The 18,529-nt window shown below is 56.4% G+C and carries 10 protein-coding genes; all 10 read left to right on the top strand.

What is annotated here, in order from left to right; translation table 11 throughout:
• Positions 1-311 precede the first annotated feature (311 nt).
• The 10 genes from ADICEAN_RS04450 to ADICEAN_RS04495 all read left to right on the top strand — a co-directional run bounded on the left by ADICEAN_RS04450 (position 312) and on the right by ADICEAN_RS04495 (position 18,429).
• Positions 312-965 carry a ClpP family protease gene (locus tag ADICEAN_RS04450; RefSeq protein WP_009194334.1) on the top strand — a complete coding sequence of 218 codons (654 nt, stop codon included), beginning with the start codon at positions 312-314 and terminating at the stop codon, positions 963-965.
• Positions 966-1,130: 165 nt separating this feature from the next.
• On the top strand, positions 1,131-2,195 hold the full coding sequence (locus ADICEAN_RS04455) for a 2-hydroxyacid dehydrogenase (RefSeq protein WP_009194335.1): 1,065 nt from the start codon (positions 1,131-1,133) through the stop codon (positions 2,193-2,195).
• Positions 2,156-3,607, top strand: coding sequence for an L-lactate permease (locus ADICEAN_RS04460; protein WP_009194336.1), 1,452 nt, complete (start codon positions 2,156-2,158; stop codon positions 3,605-3,607). Before ADICEAN_RS04455 ends, ADICEAN_RS04460 begins: the two co-directional genes overlap by 40 nt.
• 99 nt (positions 3,608-3,706) lie before the next feature.
• The gene (locus ADICEAN_RS04465; RefSeq protein ID WP_009194337.1) at positions 3,707-4,495 is read left to right on the top strand and encodes a DUF1835 domain-containing protein; all 789 of its coding nucleotides are present in this window, start codon (positions 3,707-3,709) and stop codon (positions 4,493-4,495) included.
• A gap of 511 nt (positions 4,496-5,006) precedes the next feature.
• A complete protein-coding gene (locus tag ADICEAN_RS20925; protein ID WP_009194338.1) occupies positions 5,007-6,230 on the top strand; it encodes a radical SAM protein in 1,224 nt (407 codons plus the stop codon).
• A gap of 305 nt (positions 6,231-6,535) precedes the next feature.
• Positions 6,536-7,981, top strand: a complete 1,446-nt coding sequence (locus tag ADICEAN_RS04475; RefSeq protein WP_009194339.1) for an SLC13 family permease — start codon at positions 6,536-6,538, stop codon at positions 7,979-7,981.
• Between the two features lie 85 nt (positions 7,982-8,066).
• Positions 8,067-9,107 (top strand): AI-2E family transporter, encoded by a 1,041-nt coding sequence (locus tag ADICEAN_RS04480; protein WP_009194340.1) that lies wholly within the window; start codon positions 8,067-8,069, stop codon positions 9,105-9,107.
• Positions 9,108-9,317: 210 nt separating this feature from the next.
• Positions 9,318-11,675 carry a PAS domain-containing sensor histidine kinase gene (locus ADICEAN_RS20930; RefSeq protein WP_009194341.1) on the top strand — a complete coding sequence of 786 codons (2,358 nt, stop codon included), beginning with the start codon at positions 9,318-9,320 and terminating at the stop codon, positions 11,673-11,675.
• Positions 11,676-11,890: 215 nt separating this feature from the next.
• A complete protein-coding gene (locus ADICEAN_RS04490) occupies positions 11,891-17,488 on the top strand; it encodes an MG2 domain-containing protein (RefSeq protein ID WP_009194342.1) in 5,598 nt (1,865 codons plus the stop codon).
• A gap of 11 nt (positions 17,489-17,499) precedes the next feature.
• Positions 17,500-18,429, top strand: a complete 930-nt coding sequence (locus ADICEAN_RS04495) for a tetratricopeptide repeat protein (protein ID WP_009194343.1) — start codon at positions 17,500-17,502, stop codon at positions 18,427-18,429.
• Positions 18,430-18,529: the final 100 nt, after the last annotated feature.

The following is an 18,529-nucleotide window of genomic DNA, read 5'->3' on the forward strand; positions in this document are numbered from 1 at the left end:
AAAAATGAGAGATACCCTAAAAGAAAATCGCTTGGCTATGAGGACTTCCTTACCTGAGANNAAGCAGGCCGAAGCCTGGCTTGAAGGCAGGCTGCCTACCCCCGAGGCGTTGCTTTTTGAGGCCCGCCAACTCACCAACCCCCTCTTGCGCATGCAGGTTGCCCTGCAGCAAAAGGTGGTGCAGCTTGTAGGGCATTACCACCGCAGGCAGCTAAAGCAAGAGCTGGAGGTCGTGCAGCAGAAGCTCTTCAGCGATCCGGCCAAAAAGGAGTTTCAGGACAGCATCTATCACCTTTTCCCCCTTCCCGGCGATGATACAAGCCAGCGTAATTCCCATGGTGATTGACAACAACGGCGGCCGTGGCGAGCGGGCCTACGATATCTACAGCCTGCTGCTCAAAGAGCGCATCATCTTTCTGGGAAGCCAGATCAACGATGCGGTGGCCAATGTGGTGGTGGCACAGCTGCTCTATCTCAACAGTATTGACAGCAAGCAAACCATCAACCTGTATATTCACAGCCCGGGCGGCTCTGTCTATGCCGGCCTGGCCATTTATGATGCCATGCAGATGATCTCCGCCCCGGTTTCTACTGTATCGGTGGGTTTTTCGGGCAGTATGGGCACCTTTCTGCTAACGGCCGGCACCAAAGGCAAGCGCTATGCCCTGCCCCATGCCACCATTCACATGCACCCCACCGGGGGCGGCGCCCAGGGCTATACCGAAGATGTACGCATTGCCACCCGGGAGCAGGAGCGCCTGCAGGCCCAGCTCTTTCACCTGATGGGCAAAAATTCCGGTCATAGCTGGAAAGAAATTGAGGCCTTCTTTCTGCGCGATAAATTCCTGAGCGCTCCCGAAGCCAAAGATTTTGGCCTTATTGATGAAGTGCTGGGCGATATCAGTGATGTGATCATGCTCAACAAGACCGAGCTGGACATTAGCCTGCTGGCCAAGAAAAGCTAAGCAAGCAGCTTCCCGCTGAATTGTTTTTCCTGATCCTGTCTCAGCCGCTGCTAGTCCACCCCTTGCTGGTAGCGTACAGAAAGGAGAAGGGGGTGCAGGCATGCTGTAAGGCAAAAACCCTTTTGGCTGCAGGTGGGTTGTGTAGGTGTTTTTTACCCGAACGCCATGAACATCGTTTTTTTTAGCACCAAAGCCTACGACAAAGAATTCTTTAGCCGCGCCAATGCAACTCATGGGTTTGCGCTCCATTTTCTAGAGGTTCCCCTTAATCCCACTACCGCCCTGCTGGCGCAGGGGCATGAGGTGGTCTGTGTATTTGTAAATGATGTGGTAGGGGCCGAAACGCTGAACGTACTGGCCCGCCAGGGGGTAAAACTGCTGGCACTGCGCTGTGCCGGCTACAACAATGTGGACCTGAAGGCTGCCTCTGCCCTGGGCATACAGGTGGTACGGGTGCCCGCCTATTCGCCCCACTCGGTGGCAGAACATACGCTGGCCCTCATCCTGACGCTGAACCGCAAAACACACCGGGCCTATAACCGGGTTAAAGAAGGTAACTTCTCCCTGCACGGGCTTATGGGCTTTGACCTCTTTGGCAAAACCGCCGGCCTTATTGGCCTGGGCAAGATCGGGCTGGTGACGGCCCGCATCCTGAAGGGCTTTGGCTGCCGGGTGCTGGGCTACGATATTCAGAAGCCCCAGGAGGCCGATGCCATCGGCATTGACTTTACCTCCCTGGAAGCGCTCTATGCCCAGTCGGACATCATCTCGCTGCACTGCCCCCTTACACCGGATACCTACCACCTGATCAATGAGGAGAGCATCCGGCTGATGAAAAAGGGGGTAATGTTGATCAATACCAGCCGCGGGGCCCTCATTGACACACGGGCGGTCATTGACGGCCTCAAAAGCGAGCACATTCGCTACCTGGGGGTGGATGTGTATGAGGAAGAAGCCGATCTGTTTTTTGAGGACCTCTCCAACCGGGTCATTCAGGATGATGTGTTCATGCGCCTGCTTTCTTTCAACAATGTGCTCATTACCGGGCATCAGGCTTTTTTACCAGCAATGCCCTCAGCAGCATTGCCGAGATTACCCTCCAAAATATTGCCCAGTACAGCCGACAGGAGCAGCTGCAGAATGAGGTTACGGCAGGCTAACGTTTACCCAATCCCTGATACCCCCTTGTCATGGCCTACGTACTTGCGCTGCTCCCCATTGCCCTGCTGATTGTGCTTTCGCTGCTGCGCAGTGTAAAGGAGGCTGTACTGGTAGCGGCTGGAGTAACCAGCGGCCTGTTCTTCTACTGGGGTGCCGACCTTTCCCGTTTTATCGGTACGGTGGCTGTAGCAGCAGTTACCAGTCTCAACATTCTGATGATCGTTTTTGGAGCGGCGTTCCTCTACAACATCATGGACAAAAGCGGGCTTATTGGCCAGATCAGCCACTCGCTCGATGGGCTGCACCCCTCCCGGGAGATCCGCTTCTTTCTGCTGGCCATTTGCCTTACGGCTTTTTTTGAAGGGGTGGCCGGCTTTGGCACGCCCGGGGCCATAGTTCCCCTGCTGCTCATTGCCATGGGGTTTAATGCCGTACTGTCGGTATGTGTGGTGCTGCTCTTTGATGGGCTTGCCGCTCTCTTTGGGGCCGTAGGTACACCGGTGCTCATAGGCCTGCAGCTGCCCCTGGGCCTGGATGCAGCACAGCTGCAGCAGATCAGCCTGCTATCGGCCGGGCTGGGGGTGCTGGCGGCCGGGGCCATGCTTCTCTTTATTTTTCGCTTGTTTGCCCGCTACCAGGGGCCTCTGCAGTATAAGGGGACGGTTGTGCTGCTCTACCTGTTTTTTGCGCTGCCCTTTTGCCTATTGGCCTACTGGGTGCCGGAGCTGGCAACGGTGCTGGGTGCCCTTAGCATGCTGCTACTCTCCATCCTATTTCTGCGAAGGCCCGGCAGCCGGCTGGAACTGGCACCCTGGCTTCCTTACGGACTGCTGGCCATGCTCCTGCTGTTGCCCAAGCTTTACAACCCCCTCAGCCGCTGGATCGGCTGGGACATTGGCCTGCCCAACCTCTTTGGCAGTGGCATCAGCACCTCCTTTAAACCCCTGCAATCGCCGCTTATTCCGTTTTTGGTGGTGGGCCTTGGGGTAGCGCTTTATAAAAGAATTCCCTCGCTTTACCTGGGCGATGCGCTGCAAAAGATTCTGCGGGTGGTGGTGGTGCTCTTTCCCTCCATTCTGGTAGCTCAGCTGATGATCAACAGCGGCCAGACGCAGCCTTCCATGATCGGGCATATCTCCGAACTGCTGAGTGGCCTGGGCTCGGCCTACCCCCTGCTGGCCCCTTTTATTGGGGTGATCGGCGCCTTTATTACCGGCAGCACTACCATTTCTAATGTAGTGTTTGGTGCCTCCCAGCTACAAACTGCCCAGCTGCTGGGGCAAGACCCAGTGGTACTCCTGTCGCTGCAGCATACGGGGGCGGCCGTGGGCAATGCCATCTGCCTGTTCAACATAATTGCAGCGGCCTCTATCGCCAACCTGCAAAACTATAAAGAGGTGCTGGCCCGCAACCTGCTGCCGGCCCTGAGCGCTGCCGGGCTGGCGGGAGTGCTGGGCTGGGCTCTGCTGCTCTGGTGGTAAGCGGCTGGGCCGTGTAGGCATGCCCGTTCCGTTGACTTACTACGAACAGGTGTTGTGCAGCACCCCAACATTGGGTATCTTCCCCTTTTAGCAAATACTATGACCCCAGCCCCTCAGCTTCATATACTCACTGGCGATGCACTGCTCGAGGCGTTTCCGCAGGAGGCATTGCCCGGCAAACGGCTGGTTTTTCGGGAATGCCTGATCGAAGGCCCCCTTGAGATAAGCAGCGAGCAGACCTTTTGGCAGGAGCGGGCCCGCTTTCTACAGCGGGCCTATGGGGTAGCTCCGCAGGAGTATGAACAAAAAACCGTGCAGGAGCTTCGGCAGGTAGCGAATACCGCGCCCGGAAGTGAGATCAATCTGTGGTTTGAAGATGATCTTTTCTGCCAGGTAAATTTGTGGTTTTTGCTATCCTACCTGAAAGCCAGAGGGGTAGAAAAACAGCTATACAAGGTATTTCCCCTGCAAAAGAGAGGGGAAAGCCCCTGGGCAGGCTTTGGTTGGCATAGCGCCGAAGAATTGCAGCAGTGTTATGCCCGGCGGCTGCCCCTCAGCTCGCAGGAGTTGGACCTGGGCATCGCCCTCTGGCAGGCATATGCCCGGCAGGATGCAGCGCAGCTAAAGGCTCTGTCCAGCCAGCCAACGGCGGCATTTCGCCAATTGCCGGAGCTGATCCAGGCCCAACTTGCACGAAACCCGGAGGGCGGGCTGCCTGGCCTCCCCCAACAACAGCTGCTGGCGCTGCAGCAGGAGGGGTATTTGGATTTTCCAGCCCTGCTGCAGGAGTTCAGCCGCCGATACCCGGTCTGGGGTTTTGGCGACTGGCAGCTTAAACGACTGCTGGTTAGCCTTCCCCCCAAAGGCAAAGAGGCGGGGCGTATATAGTACAGAGAACACTTCTTTTTAGAGAAAAAAAGCATGCGGCAGTTCTCCCCTCCAGGTGGGAATACCTGCCTCAGCATAGGCACTTCCAGCCCAATTTTTCATACTACTCCACAATTCTTTTCCAGAATCTCACTTATTGATAAGTTGGTTAAAGTCGTCATTCCGGCGCAGGCCGGAATCTCTCACTCTCTGAAGAGAATAGGCTCTATTTATCGCTAGAGCAGGCTGATTCCGACCTACGCCGGAATGATGGGATCAGGATTGCCACTTAATGGATTGGTTTCAAATCAGGGTGATAAAATAGCTTAGAGAGATTTTTTGCAAAATCATTAGGAAAAATATAAGGAAAGAACGATGTTTGATGAAATTACTTAAGTTAAACTTTTTCATCTAAACCTTACATTGATTTTTCCTTAGGTGTCAGGTAAAAAGATGAGTGTTTACAACAGACATACAGCGCCAGATCTCTCCAAAAAATAATACGCATTCCGGCTACAAATTCTTTCGTTCAATGCAATCATTCTCTTACCACACCGCCGAGAACTCTTCTGCGGAAAGCGAACAGTCCACAGCTTTCCGGCTCAGGAGGACGGGCAAGCCCCATCCGCAGGTAGTCAGCGATCCTGCCCAGCTTAGGCAGATTCACCTGAGGCTGCGCTACCACATCTGGAAGCTGGCCCTGCAGCAGATGGCAAACCCCTTTAAGGCCTATGCAGCGATACAGAAGGGCCTTGGCCTGCAGCTGGCCTCGGGCAGTGCAGCCGGCAAGATCGCCCGTATTGGCAACAGCTTTCAGGCAAGTTTGCTGAGCCCCTCCTGGCCTTCGGCTGCCTTTGATGCCTACGTACGCGCCCAGCTGCAGGCAGGCAGAAGCTGCAGCAGCGCCACAGCCCCTGCCGTAGCCAGCCTGTCGGTTACCCAGCACTGCTCACCCTTTTGCCAGCCCAGGCCGGGGGGGCAGGCCCAGCCAGATCCATCGCTGGATAGCTTGAAGAAGCAGATACAGAAACTTCAGAAAGAAGGTGTACGCCAGATAGAGCTTTGCGGGGGCGAACCGATGCTCCGCTATGCCGACCTGCTGGAACTGCTGCAAACTGCCGCTGCGGGCACCGATTTCTGGCTGAGCACCTCCGGCTGGGAGCTTAGTCCCGAGCGGGCCCTGGCCCTAAAAGCCGCCGGCCTGCGGGGCGTACGCCTCAACCTGGACCACAACGACCCGGATAAGCACAATGCGCTGCGGGGCTACAAGCACTCCTATGGCTGGGTAATGCGGGCTGCCGAAAGTGCGCGCACTGCCGGACTGGGGCTGTGCCTGAACCTGTGCGTAACCCCGGACTTTGTGAGTGACGAAAATCTGATGGCCTATGCCCGCCTGGCAGCCCAGCTGGGGGCCTCCTTTATACAGATACTGGCGCCACGCGCAACAGCAGCAGGGTATGATCATGAGCTGGAGCTAAGCCCCGAGCAGATCAGCGAGCTCAATACCTTTGCCCACCGCCTGAACCACACAGCAGCCTATGCCAGCTGGCCGCTGGTAGCGTATCAGGGCTGGGTACCACAAAAAGCTGTGAGCGCCGCCTCTGGCAACCGCGTTCTGCTGATGGATGCCCAGGGAAACCTTCGCGCCTGCCGGCACTGCCAGTCCTACGACCGGCCCTATGTAAAGGACCGCAGCCCCCTGCGTAAAACCGCCTGGGCGCCTGCCGGTACTACACAAAGCCAGCCGCACCCCTAAAGACTAAAGTGCCCTGGATTGATGCTCCGGTACCCCTATACAAAGACCACCCCATTTGGCGGGGTGGTTTTTTTGTTTGTCGGGCCAGGCTGTACGCAGCCCAGCAGGGGGCTTTCCACAAACTCAAGGAAGTATAAAAACCGCCTGCGAGCCCCCTTCCGTACAGACTGGCGTTCGCACCAGCATCAGAGCGTTCTGGAGGAGGTAGCAGCTACAGTTTCCTAAATTTTCTATCTTTAGGCATGCCATCTGCTGCAGCCCCCTCTCCTTCCTCACCAGTACCGCTCAAAAAGCTGGGGGCTCTTATGCTCGGCCCGCTGTTGTTTGGGCTGGCCTGGAGCATGGAAGCACCTGCGGGCATGTCGGCCGAAGCACAGGCTGTACTTGCCTGCACGCTCTGGATCGCCAGCTGGTGGATCACCGAAGCCATTCCCATAGCCGTTACGTCCCTGCTACCGCTGGTGCTGCTGCCCCTAACAGGTGCCCTGGGGCTGGAGACTACCAGCGCCTCCTATGGCAACCCGGTCATATTTTTATTTCTGGGAGGGTTTCTGATTGCCCTGGCCATGGAAGAGTGGAACCTGCACAAGCGCATTGCCCTCTCCATCATTGCCCTGGTAGGCACCAACCAGCCGCAAATGGTGCTGGGCTTTATGCTGGCTACCGGCTTTCTGTCCATGTGGATCTCCAATACGGCTACGGCCATGATGATGCTGCCCATAGGGGTTGCCATTGTAGAGCAGCTAACCGAATTTACCGGCAGCGGAAGCCTGCAGCCCAAAAACCGATTTGGCATTGCCCTGATGCTGGGCATTGCATACTCGGCCTCCATAGGCGGACTGGCTACCCTTATTGGCACACCGGGCAATGCCATTTTTGCCGCCATCGTTCAGCAGCTGTGGGGGGTAGAGATTACCTTTTTCCGCTGGCTGCTGCTGGGCATGCCGCTCTCTTTTCTCCTGCTCCTCATCTGTTGGGCCTTTTTGGTTAAACTGGCCTATCCCCTTGAAAAAACCGATAGCGGGGGTAGCAGCGAAATTCGCAGCCAGCTGCAGGCACTGGGCCCCATACAGCAGGAGGAGCGCTGGATCATTGGCTTGTTTCTGCTTACGGCCGGCGCCTGGATCAGCCGCTCCTTTTTGCTGAACCCCCTGTTGCCGGCCCTGGACGATAGCATGATTGCCATGGCCGCCGCAGTGCTGCTGTTCATGATCCCTTCCCGGCGCAGCGGCTGGCGACAGGGCCTGCTCACATGGGAGATCTCCCGAAAAGTACCCTGGGGCATTCTGTTGCTGTTTGGTGGCGGCCTTGCCATAGCCGCTGCCTTTAAGACTTCCGGCCTGGCAGCCTACATTGGCGAAAACCTGCAGCTGCTGCAGACCCTTCCCCTCCTCCTGGTGCTGCTGGCCATTATTGCCGTTATCAACTTCCTGACCGAGCTAACCTCCAATGTGGCTACAGCCACCATGATGCTGCCCATACTGGCCTCGCTTTCCCAGGCCATTGGCATTCACCCCTTTGGCCCTATGGTAGCCGCCTGCCTGGCCTCCTCCTGCGCCTTTATGCTGCCCGTGGCAACGCCGCCCAATGCGGTGGTCTTTGGCACCGGCTACATCCGCATGCGGGACATGGTAAAGACCGGCCTCTGGCTAAACCTGATCTCCATTCTGCTCATCACCCTTTACCTGTACCTGCTGCTGCCCCTGCTCTGGAAACTGGACCCCCTGGAGTTTCCCCTCCATTTTGACTAAACAGCCCCGCGCCAGGGCCCTCCCTGCAGAACCCGGTTAAACAGTGTTCCGCCTAAACAGGTTAAAAGGCAGAACACCCCCTGGAATGGAGTACCAACAGCTAAAAAAGATCAATGCACTTCTGTTTTTTGGATTTGGGGTATGGGCGCTTCTCTATTATGGATCGGGCTTTCTGATACCGGTTACCTTTGGCATCTTTCTGGCAGCCCTGGTAAATCCGGTTCATGGCTTTCTGATGCATAAGCTTCACCTGGGCAAGATTCCCTCGGCCCTGCTCAATACCCTGCTGGTATTTGTGGTAGCCGGAGGGGTCACCTACCTTTTTCTGTACCAGCTTAGCCTGTTTGCCAGCGACTTGCCGGAGCTTAAGGAGGAGTTCAAAGGGTTTATCGCCCGTCTGCAGGATGCCCTGTCTGAGTTAATCGGCGTCTCGCAGCGGGACCAGCAACGCTTTATCTCCGAACGCTCCGATAGCCTGCTGAGCTCGCTGGAAGAGGAAGTCACCCTGCTGCTGGGCAACATGCTGGCCGTTACCCTTAAGTTTCTGCTGGTCCTCATTTATCTGTTCTTATTTCTGCTCTACCAGGACCGCTTTAAAAAAATGATCCTGCGTTTTACGGGGAAGGAGCAGGACGAAAAAGCCCTTTCCCTAATGGACAAGGGCAGTGGGGTGATCCATGCCTATCTTTGGGGCCGCCTGAAGGTAATGGCTATTCTGGCCGTGCTGTACCTGCTGGCCTTCTGGTATTTTGAGGTGCCCTATATGGTGCTGCTAACGGTCTTTGGGGCGCTGGTGACCATTATTCCCTACATTGGCCCCTTTATCAGCGGCCTTGTGCCGGTGTGCATGTACATTATCTTTGGTAATTCCGGATCTGATATTTTATTCTTTGCCGGCGTGGTGCTGGTCATACAGCTTATTGAAAGTTATGTGCTGGAACCCATCATCATCGGCAAGGAAGTATCGCTAAGTCCGCTGGCCGTTATTGTGGCCATTCTCATTGGCGGAAGTGTATGGGGCATGGCCGGCATGATCTTGTTTGTTCCCTTTTTTGCCATCCTCAAAATTGCCATTGACCACAGCAGCAAACTACGCCCGCTGGGGCTGGTGCTGCGCAACAAGTAGGCCTAATGGGACTATAGCCCCATAAAATAGCACCCCTGCTGACAGGCTCATTTTTTTTAAGGCCGGATGCTGGTTTTTGTATGTCCATTCGCAGGCAAGGCTATTGGTATACCGCTTCCGGGTAGTATCTTAGCTGAGTGTAACCATGAACGCGTCGGTTTGGCACCTTTTTCTTCTACGATAGACCCCCAACTGCTCCAGGAGCTTTATATGCAGGCCCCTATAGCCATAGGGGTATACATAGGCCAGGAGCATGTGATTGAATTTGCCAACCCCATGATGTGCCAGCTCTGGGGCCGCAGGCTTGAGCAGGTACTGAACAAACCCCTCTTTAAGGCCCTGCCCGAGGTGGGCAGCCAGGGATTTGAAGAAGTACTGGCCCAGGTGTTGCGAACTGGTGAGCCCTTTACCGGCCAGGACCTGCCCGCTACCCTTACCCGCAACGGCAAGCTGGAGCTCTGCTATTTTACCATATTATACCAACCTCTGCTGGATGAAAAAGGCCGTATACGCGGCATCATACAGACCGCCACCGAGGTAACCCAGCAGGTTAAAGCGCGCAAAGAAGCCGAACAGCAGGAAGAAATTCTGAAAATTGCTCTGGAAAGCGGCAAACTGGGTACCTGGTACCTGGATTTTGTGCAGAGCACCTTCAGCAGAAGCAGTGAGTACGACCGTATTTTTGGCTATCAGGAGAATTTGCCGCTCTTCGATTTTGATGTGTTTCTGGAGCATGTGCTACCCGAAGACCGCAAATATGCCCGGGCCAGCCATGAGCAGGGCCTGAAAAAGGGCAGCCTGCACTACGAGGTGCGCATTCGGCGGGTAGACGGGCAGGAACGCTGGGTGCAGATCAAGGGCGAAACCTCCTTTAACCTGAAAGGACAGCCCATGACCATGTCCGGCATTATCATGGACATTACCGAACAAAAACAGATTGTGCTGCGGGAACGTCAGCTGGCCGTAGAGCGGGCAGCCCGCAGTGAATCGGAGCGGCAGGGCAAAATGCTCAAGAACCTGTTGATGCAGGCACCTGCCCTCATCTGCACCCTGCGCGGGCCCGAGCTGACCTTTGATCTGGTAAACCCCCAGTACCAGCAGCTCTTTCGCGGCAGGCGCCTGGAGGGCAAACCCCTGACAGAGGCCCTTCCGGAAGTAAAAGACCAGCCCATTTACACGATACTGCGCAATGTGTATGAGACTGGAGAGCCCTTTTCTGGCAGTGAGATCCCCATGGATCTGGATCACAGCGGCAGCGGCCATCTGGAGACCAGTTACTTCAACTTTGTGTACCAGCCCATGCGGGAGGCCGATGGCAGTGTGGAGGGCATTGTGGTCTTTGCTTACGATGTAACCGAGCAGCTGCTGGCCCGCCAGCAAACCGAACATAGCGAAAATAACCTGCGCATGGCCCTGGAGGCAGGCAAAATGGGCACCTGGCACCTGGATCTGCAAAGCGGACAGGTTACCCATTCGCTGCAGCACGACCATATCTTTGGCTACAGCAAGGCCGTAGCCCGGTGGAACTACCAGACCTTGCTGGACCATCTGCTGGAAGAAGACCGGCAGATGGTAAAAGACCAGTTTGCGATGGCCCGCAAGTACGGCGATCTGCGCTTTGAGGCCCGTATAAAGGGCGCGGATGAAAAGCTGCGCTGGATACTGGTAATGGGCCACACCTACCAGGAGGGTGAGCAGCCCAGCCGCATGGCCGGTGTGATCATGGACATTAGCGAACGCAAAGCAGTAGAAGAAAAGCTAAAGGAGCTCACCGAAGAGCTGGCCTCCAATAATGAAGAACTGCAGCTGGCCAACCGGGAGATCCAGACCCATGTGCAGGAGCTTTCCCAGACCAACCACCAGCTGCAGCTTATCAATGCCGATCTGGACAATTTTATCTACACCGCCTCCCATGACCTAAAGGCGCCCATCTCCAACATTGAGGGCCTGATGCACCTGCTGATCCGCCACCTGCCCGACAAGGACCTGAAGGAAGAGATGGTGAAAAAAACGCTTGACCTCATCAGTGCCTCCATTGAGCGCTTCAAGCTTACCATCCGGGACCTGACGGATATTGCCAAGTTGCAGAAAGAAGCTGTTGAAACCTCACTCATCAACTTTAGCGAAGTGCTGGAAGAGGTGAAGATGGATCTGCAGTCCAAGATTGATGAGGCCGATGCCCAGCTGGACATTGATATAGAAGAGTGCCAGTACCTGATCTTCTCTCACAAAAACCTGCACAGCATACTCTACAACCTGCTCTCCAATGCCATAAAGTACCGCTCACCCGAGCGCAGGCCGCTGGTGCGCATCCGCTGCACAAAAAAAGGGGGGCAGATTGTGTTACAGGTGCAGGACAATGGCCTGGGCATGAAAGAAAAAGACCTCAACAAGATCTTCTCCATGTTTACCCGCCTGCATACCCATGTAGAGGGTTCCGGTGTAGGCCTTTACCTGGTGAAGCGCATCCTGGACAATGCCGGCGGCAAGCTGGAGGTTAGCAGCGAGCTGGGCCAGGGCACTACCTTTACCGTGTATTTCCCCCCGCAAAACCAGGTACACAGCTAGTCAACTATAGCCCGTTGCCCGTTTTCTCATGCCCAACCTGGTAGTATACAAAACAGGCTGGGCATCTCCCCTTTGCTGCCTTCTTGCATTAACAAATAATAACTTATAATTCCTTACATGAAGAGAAAGGCGTAGCGTTATCTATAGGCATAAGTTTTACTTTTAGCCCCTGCTAGCCTATGTAGCCCCTTTCTTTTCACCAAAACTGCGTTCCCATGCACCTCAAAGGCCTTACCCACCGCAACAGAAAGGTATTCATTGCCGCCTTTCTCGGCCTCACCCTCCTGGTTTTGGCCCTGTTCTACTTCCGGAGCCCCAAGCAGGACAGCTCGGCTTATGCCCTACCCGAAGAAGCCGCCTATAGCGCCTACATCTCGGCCTATACCGTAGGGGTGATCTCGGCCGAATCGGCCATACAGGTACGCTTTACGGCCGATATTGCGGCCGAAGAGCAAATTGGCCTGGAGCAGGAAGGCAAGGTTCTGGAGCTAAGCCCCAGCGTACCCGGGCGTGCCTACTGGGTGGATAGCCGCACCCTGGCCTTTCAGCCCGAAGGCCGCCTGGCCTCCGGCACCCTCTACCAGGCAAGCCTGAAACTGCACAAATTGATGGCAGTGCCAAAAGAAGCGGAGGTATTTACCTTCCCCATCCGCACCATGGAGCAGAACTTTGAGGTAGCCGTAGAGGGCATGCGTCCCTATGACAAAAAGGACCTGAAGAAGCAGAAATTCCTGGGCCAGATCCAGACCGCCGATGTGGCTAGCCCCGAAGCAATCGAAAGCGTACTGTCGGCCACACAAGGGGGCAAAAAACTGCTCACCAGCTGGACTCATGATGATGACCGCCGCACCCACTACTTTACCATTGAGGGGGTAGCCCGCCAGGACCAGCCCAGCGAGGTGGAGCTTAGCTGGGACGGCAAGCCCATGGGCATCAGCAAGGCCGGCACCAGCAAACTGGAAGTACCCGCCCTGGGCGATTTCAAGCTCATGGAGGGGAAAGTAGTGCAGGGAGAGGAGCAATACATCTCCCTCCAGTTCTCTGACCCCCTGCAGGAAGACCAGACCCTGACCGGCCTGGTTAAGCTGGAGGGCAACCCCAGCATGCGCTATCTCATTAACGAAAACGAGCTGAAAGTATACCCCTCGGTGCGCCAGACCGGCTCACTGCTGCTGGAGGTATCGGCCGGCATCAAAAATATACTGGGCTATAAAATGAAGGGCGGCCATGAGCTTACCCTGCTGTTTGAGCAGATGAGCCCCGCCGTTCGCCTGGTAAAATCGGGCACCATCCTCCCCTCTACCGATGGGCTGGTGCTGCCCTTTGAAGCCGTAAGCCTTAAGGCGGTAGATGTGCAGATCGTCCAGATCTTTGAAGAGAACATTGGCCAGTTTCTGCAGGTAAATGCCCTGGATGGCAAGCAGGAGCTCAAACGGGTGGGCCGCCCCCTGGTGCAAAAGACCATACCCCTCAATGCCTCGGGCATACCCGACCTGGGCCGCTGGAACCGCTTTCAGCTTGATCTGTCTGAATTTATCAAGACCGAGCCCGGGGCCATCTACCAGGTATCGCTGGGCTTTCGCAAGCAGCATTCTGCCTTTTTCTGCTCCGAAGGGGGCGATGCCGGCGAGCAGCTCACCGAGTTTGCCGCTACCGACAATACCAACTGGGACGAGGCCGACCGCCACTATTATGATGAGTATTACGACGAGGACTACTATTACGATTCCGACTACCAGTACAGCCAGCGGGACAACCCCTGCCACAGCTCCTACTACGGCCGCCGCCGCACCATCAGCACCAACATTCTGGCCTCCGACCTGGGCCTGATTGCCAAACGGGGCGAAGGGGGCAAGCTGCTGGCCGTTGTTACCGACCTTAAAACCACCCAGCCCCTGGCCGGAGTAACTATAAAAGTGCTTAACTACCAGCAGCGGGAAATCACCAGCGGCACCACCAACAGCGATGGGCAGGCCGAGCTGGCACTGGATAAAAAACCCTTTTTGCTGGTAGCTTCCTACAACGGGCAAAAGGGCTATCTGAAGCTTGATGATGGCACCGCCCTCTCCCTGAGCAATTTTGATGTGGCCGGCGAAAAGATAGAACAGGGCATTAAAGGCTTTCTCTATGCCGAGCGGGATGTATGGCGTCCGGGCGATTCGCTTTACCTGAACTTTATCCTGCAAGACCTGGAGAAGACCCTGCCCGCCAACTATCCGGTAGTGCTGGAGCTCAGCAACCCGCAGGGCCAGCTGGTGCGCAAGCTGGTAAAGGCCAATCCGGTGGGCAGCATTTATGCCTTCCACACGGCCACCAGCCCCGATGCGCCCACCGGCAACTGGACCGCCCGGGTTAAGGCCGGAGGCGCCACCTTTACCAAAACCCTTAAGATTGAAACCATCAAGCCCAACCGCCTCAAGATTCGCATGCGCCTGCCCGAGGGCCAGCTGCGGGCCGGGCAGTCTAACCCGGTAGAGCTGCAGGCCAGCTGGCTGCATGGGGCCCCGGCCAAAAACCTGAAGGCCGATGTGGAGATGTTCCTGATCCCGTCCAAAACCGAATTTAAGGGCTACAGCCAGTATGTGTTCGATGATCCTACCAAACGCTTTGAGTCCGAAAGCCAGCAGGTGTTTGATGAGCGGGTGGATGAAGCGGGCAATGCTACCTTCCGCATCAAGACCAACCGCCCGGCCGATGCGCCCGGCATGCTCAAAGCCGTACTGAAAACCCGTGTGTTTGAAGAAGGGGGTGATTTCAGCATCGACCGCCTCAGCTTCCCCTACCAGCCTTATGAAAGCTATGTAGGCATTATGGAAGTGAAAAAAGGGGGCGGCTACGAGCTGCTGGAAACCGGCAAATCGCACGAAGTGCAGCTGGTGAGCGTAGATACGGCCGGCCGCCCCGTAGGGCGCACCAATATGGAAATAGAGGTGATCAAGCTGGACTGGCGCTGGTGGTGGGACCAGAATGAGAACAACGCCAACTACATGAGCCGCCAGTACCAGAATGTGTATCAGCGGGGCACCGTAAGCACCGTAGGCGGCAAGGCCAAATGGGAGTTCTCTGTAGGCCATAACGACTGGGGCCGTTACCTGATCCGGGCCAAAGATCCTGTATCGGGCCACACCACCGGCAAGATCATTTATGTAGACTGGCCCAGCAGCTATGACCGCTCCAGCCGCCAGAACCCCGGCGGGGCCGCCATGCTGAGCCTTTCCATGGGCAAGGAAAAATACGGGGTAAAGGAAGAAGCCAGCCTGAGCTTCCCCTCTCCTGCCGCCGGCCGGGCGCTGGTAAGCATCGAGAATGGTAGCCGCATTATCCGCACCTTCTGGGCCGAGGTGCAGAAGGGCGAAACTACCGTCAATTTTCCCGTAACGGAGGAAATGACCCCCAATGCCTATGTGCATGTAACGCTGCTCCAGCCCCACAGCCAAACCACCAACGACCTGCCCATTCGCCTCTATGGGGTGGTGCCGGTGCTGGTAGAAAATGCTGCCACCCATCTGCAGCCCGAGCTCCGCATGCCTGACAAGCTGCAGCCCGAAACCCCCTTCAGCATACAGGTGAGCGAAAAAAGCGGCCGCAGCATGAGCTATACCCTGGCCGTGGTAGACGAAGGCCTTCTGGACATAACCCGTTTTAAAACCCCCGAGCCCTGGAAGGCTTTCTATAAACGCGAGGCCCTGGGCGTAAAAACCTGGGACATGTACCAGCATGTGATCGGAGCCTGGGGTGGCCGCATTGAGCGGCTGCTGGCCATTGGCGGCGACGAAGAGGGTCGTAAGGTAGAAGGAAGCAAAGTAAACCGCTTTAAGCCCGTGGTGAAATTCCTGGGCCCCTATACCCTGGACGGGGGCCAGACTAAGACCCATACCCTTGCCCTGCAGCCCTACGTAGGCTCTGTTCGGGTTATGGTGGTAGCTGCCCAGGAGGGCGCCTATGGCCAGACTGAAAAAGCCGTGCCCGTTACCCAGCCGCTGATGCTGCTGGGCACCCTGCCCCGGGTGCTAGGCCCCGGCGAGTCGGTGCGCCTGCCGGTGAGCGTATTTGCCATGGAAGAGGGGATCAAAAACGTAACCGTAGGAGTAAAGCAAAATGAATTTCTCAGCCTGAATGGTCCCTCCAGCCAGCAACTGGCCTTCTCCCGTCCGGATGATAAAACTGTTTATTTTGATCTACAGGTGAAACCCCTTGTAGGAGCCGGCAGCGTACGCCTGCAGGCTTCTTCCGGCAGCAACAAGGCGGCCTACCAGATCGATATCCCCATCCGTAACCCCAACCCGCCGGCTACTGAGGTCTACCAGACCATCATACAGCCCGGCCAGAGCTGGAACCAGGCTTTCGCGGCCCTGGGCATGGCCGGCACCAACAGTGCCGTGCTGGAGGTGTCCAACATGCCATCGCTCAACCTGGGCAAGCGCCTGCAGTACCTGATCCAGTACCCCTATGGCTGTATTGAGCAAACTACCTCTTCGGCCTTTCCGCAGCTCTATGTGCAGGTTACTACCGAGCTAGATGCCAAAACCAAAGCCCAGATGGAGCGCAACATCAAGGCGGCCATTGACCGCCTCAGGGGATTTCAGCTGGCCGGCGGCGGCTTTAGCTACTGGCCCGGCAACCAGCAGACCGACGACTGGGGCACCAGCTATGCAGGCCATTTCCTGCTGGAAGCGGCCAACCGGGGCTATGCCGTACCGGATGAGCTGCTGAAACGCTGGAAAAAACACCAGAAGCAGCGGGCCGAAAACTGGAAGAAAAGCAGCCAGTACAACGATGACCTCAGCCAGGCCTACCGCCTCTATACCCTGGCCCTGGCCAAAGCACCCGAAGCCGGCGCCATGAACCGCTTCCGGGAACAGCGGGGCCTGAGCACCGCCGCCCAGTGGCGCCTGGCTGCCGCCTATGCCCTGGCCGGCCAGAAAGAAGTGGCTACCAGCATGGTAGCCAAACTAAGCAAGGAGGTGCCTGCTTATACAGAAGCCGGCGACACCTATGGCTCCGCCCTGCGGGACCAGGCCATGATCCTGGAAACGCTGCTCCTGCTTGATAAAGAAACCGAAGCCATGGACCAGATCATGCAGATTTCCAAAGCCCTAAGCGAAGAGGGGTGGATGAGCACCCAAACCACTGCCTACTGCCTGATAGCCGGCGGCAAGCTCTACGAAAAGAATGCCCCTGCCGGAAGTATTGAGTTTGGCTATGCCCTGAATGGAAAATCAGAAAAGGGCGCCACACAACTCCCAATGGTACGCAAGGAAGTGCCTGTAGCCCAGCAGGGCAGCAACCAGCTGGCGCTTTCCAACACCGGCAAAGGCAAGCTATACGCCCGCCTGCTGGTAACAGGCACCCCCCTGGCCGGCCTTGAGACCAGTGCCGATAATAACCTGAGCCTGACGGTGGTATACCGGGATATGGCCGGCACTGTGATAGACCCCGGCTCACTGGAGCAGGGTACCGATTTTATGGCCGAAGTAACGGTAAGCAATCCCGGCCTGCGGGGCAACTATACCAACCTGGCTCTTAGCCAGATCTTCCCCTCCGGCTGGGAGATCCACAACACCCGTATGGACGAAACAGAAAGCGGCAGCAAACCCTATGACTACCAGGATATCCGGGACGATCGGGTGTATACCTTCTTCAGCCTGGGCGCCCGCCAGAAAAAAGTGTTCCGGGTACTGCTGAATGCCAGCTACAGCGGCAAGTTCTACCTGCCGGCCGTAAGCTGCGAAGCCATGTACGACAACAGCATCAGCGCCCGCAAAGCCGGCCAGTGGGTAAGCGTTGGAAAACAGGGCCTGGCCGAAAACTAAGCATCCCTTATATGAACCAACTACGCACCCTTGCCCTTTTGCTAGCGCTACTGCTGCCCTACCCCATGCTGGGCTGCGGAAATGAGTACCGGACCCAGACCCGGCCCGATGGATCCAGTATAGCCCTGTACCCGGATGAGGGCGCCACTACGCCCGGCCTGTTTCAACATGGCTTTGATACCGCCCGCCTGAACCAGCAGCGGGATTTGCTTCAGCTCCGGCTGGCGCAGGACTCCAGCTATCAGGACCTCTCCGATCTGGCGCTTATTGAACTGAAGATTGGGGATAAGTACCTGGGAGTGCAGCTGCTCGAGAAGCTGTACCAGCGCTACCCAAATGAATACCCCATTGTAGCTAACCTGGGCACCGGCTATGAACTTATCGGCAATACCGAGCTTGCCTACCGCTTCATTACCCAGGCCCTGGAGATCAATCCGGATGCTCACCAGGGGTCTGAGTGGATTCACCTGAACATTCTGGAGCAGAAGCTCAACCCCTCACCCGACTGGGCTGCCATCCTGAACCTGGAAACCGGCAGCAGCATTACGGCTTATTTTAACGGGTTGGTAGAGGAGGAGCTACAGCCGCTGCATACGCTTAAAGTACAGCTGATCTACCAGCTGCAGGAGCGCATGGCCTTTGTGGCGCCGGAAGATCCGGTCATTGGCCAGCTGCTGCTTGACCTGGCCGATCTGGTAGCCCTCACAGAATCTGTGGAGCGCGCCGCTCCCCTCTACCGGCTGGCCCGCGACTATGACCCGCGCCTTAGCCTGGTAGACAGCCGCCTGCAGGAGCTGGAAAACGCTCAGTATGTAAACCCCTTGGATGCCTACTGGCCCTGGCTCCTCGCAGGGGCCGGCCTGCTGATTGCCGGGCTCTTGATCATTTCGGTGCTGAACCGGAAAAAGAGAAAACAGGGTACCACGCGTCAGCCTGCCTGATAGACTTAGCCAGGTAGCGTATGTACCCCTTCTCCTGCACCAGCCTAAGCCGTTGTCTACAGGTGAAGCACATACATTACTAAACATAAGTAAGATTATT

This window comes from Cesiribacter andamanensis AMV16 (assembly GCF_000348925.1).
GTDB classification, from domain to species: domain Bacteria; phylum Bacteroidota; class Bacteroidia; order Cytophagales; family Cyclobacteriaceae; genus Cesiribacter; species Cesiribacter andamanensis.

Excerpts from the sequence above, each read along its gene's own strand:
- ADICEAN_RS04450 (WP_009194334.1), top strand. The coding sequence starts at position 312 with ATGATACAAGCCAGCGTAATTCCCATGGTGATTGACAACAACGGCGGC.
- ADICEAN_RS04455 (WP_009194335.1), top strand. The coding sequence starts at position 1,131 with ATGAACATCGTTTTTTTTAGCACCAAAGCCTACGACAAAGAATTCTTT.
- ADICEAN_RS04460 (WP_009194336.1), top strand. The coding sequence starts at position 2,156 with ATGGCCTACGTACTTGCGCTGCTCCCCATTGCCCTGCTGATTGTGCTT.
- ADICEAN_RS04465 (WP_009194337.1), top strand. The coding sequence starts at position 3,707 with ATGACCCCAGCCCCTCAGCTTCATATACTCACTGGCGATGCACTGCTC.
- ADICEAN_RS20925 (WP_009194338.1), top strand. The coding sequence starts at position 5,007 with ATGCAATCATTCTCTTACCACACCGCCGAGAACTCTTCTGCGGAAAGC.
- ADICEAN_RS04475 (WP_009194339.1), top strand. The coding sequence starts at position 6,536 with ATGCTCGGCCCGCTGTTGTTTGGGCTGGCCTGGAGCATGGAAGCACCT.
- ADICEAN_RS04480 (WP_009194340.1), top strand. The coding sequence starts at position 8,067 with ATGGAGTACCAACAGCTAAAAAAGATCAATGCACTTCTGTTTTTTGGA.
- ADICEAN_RS20930 (WP_009194341.1), top strand. The coding sequence starts at position 9,318 with ATGCAGGCCCCTATAGCCATAGGGGTATACATAGGCCAGGAGCATGTG.
- ADICEAN_RS04490 (WP_009194342.1), top strand. The coding sequence starts at position 11,891 with ATGCACCTCAAAGGCCTTACCCACCGCAACAGAAAGGTATTCATTGCC.
- ADICEAN_RS04495 (WP_009194343.1), top strand. The coding sequence starts at position 17,500 with ATGAACCAACTACGCACCCTTGCCCTTTTGCTAGCGCTACTGCTGCCC.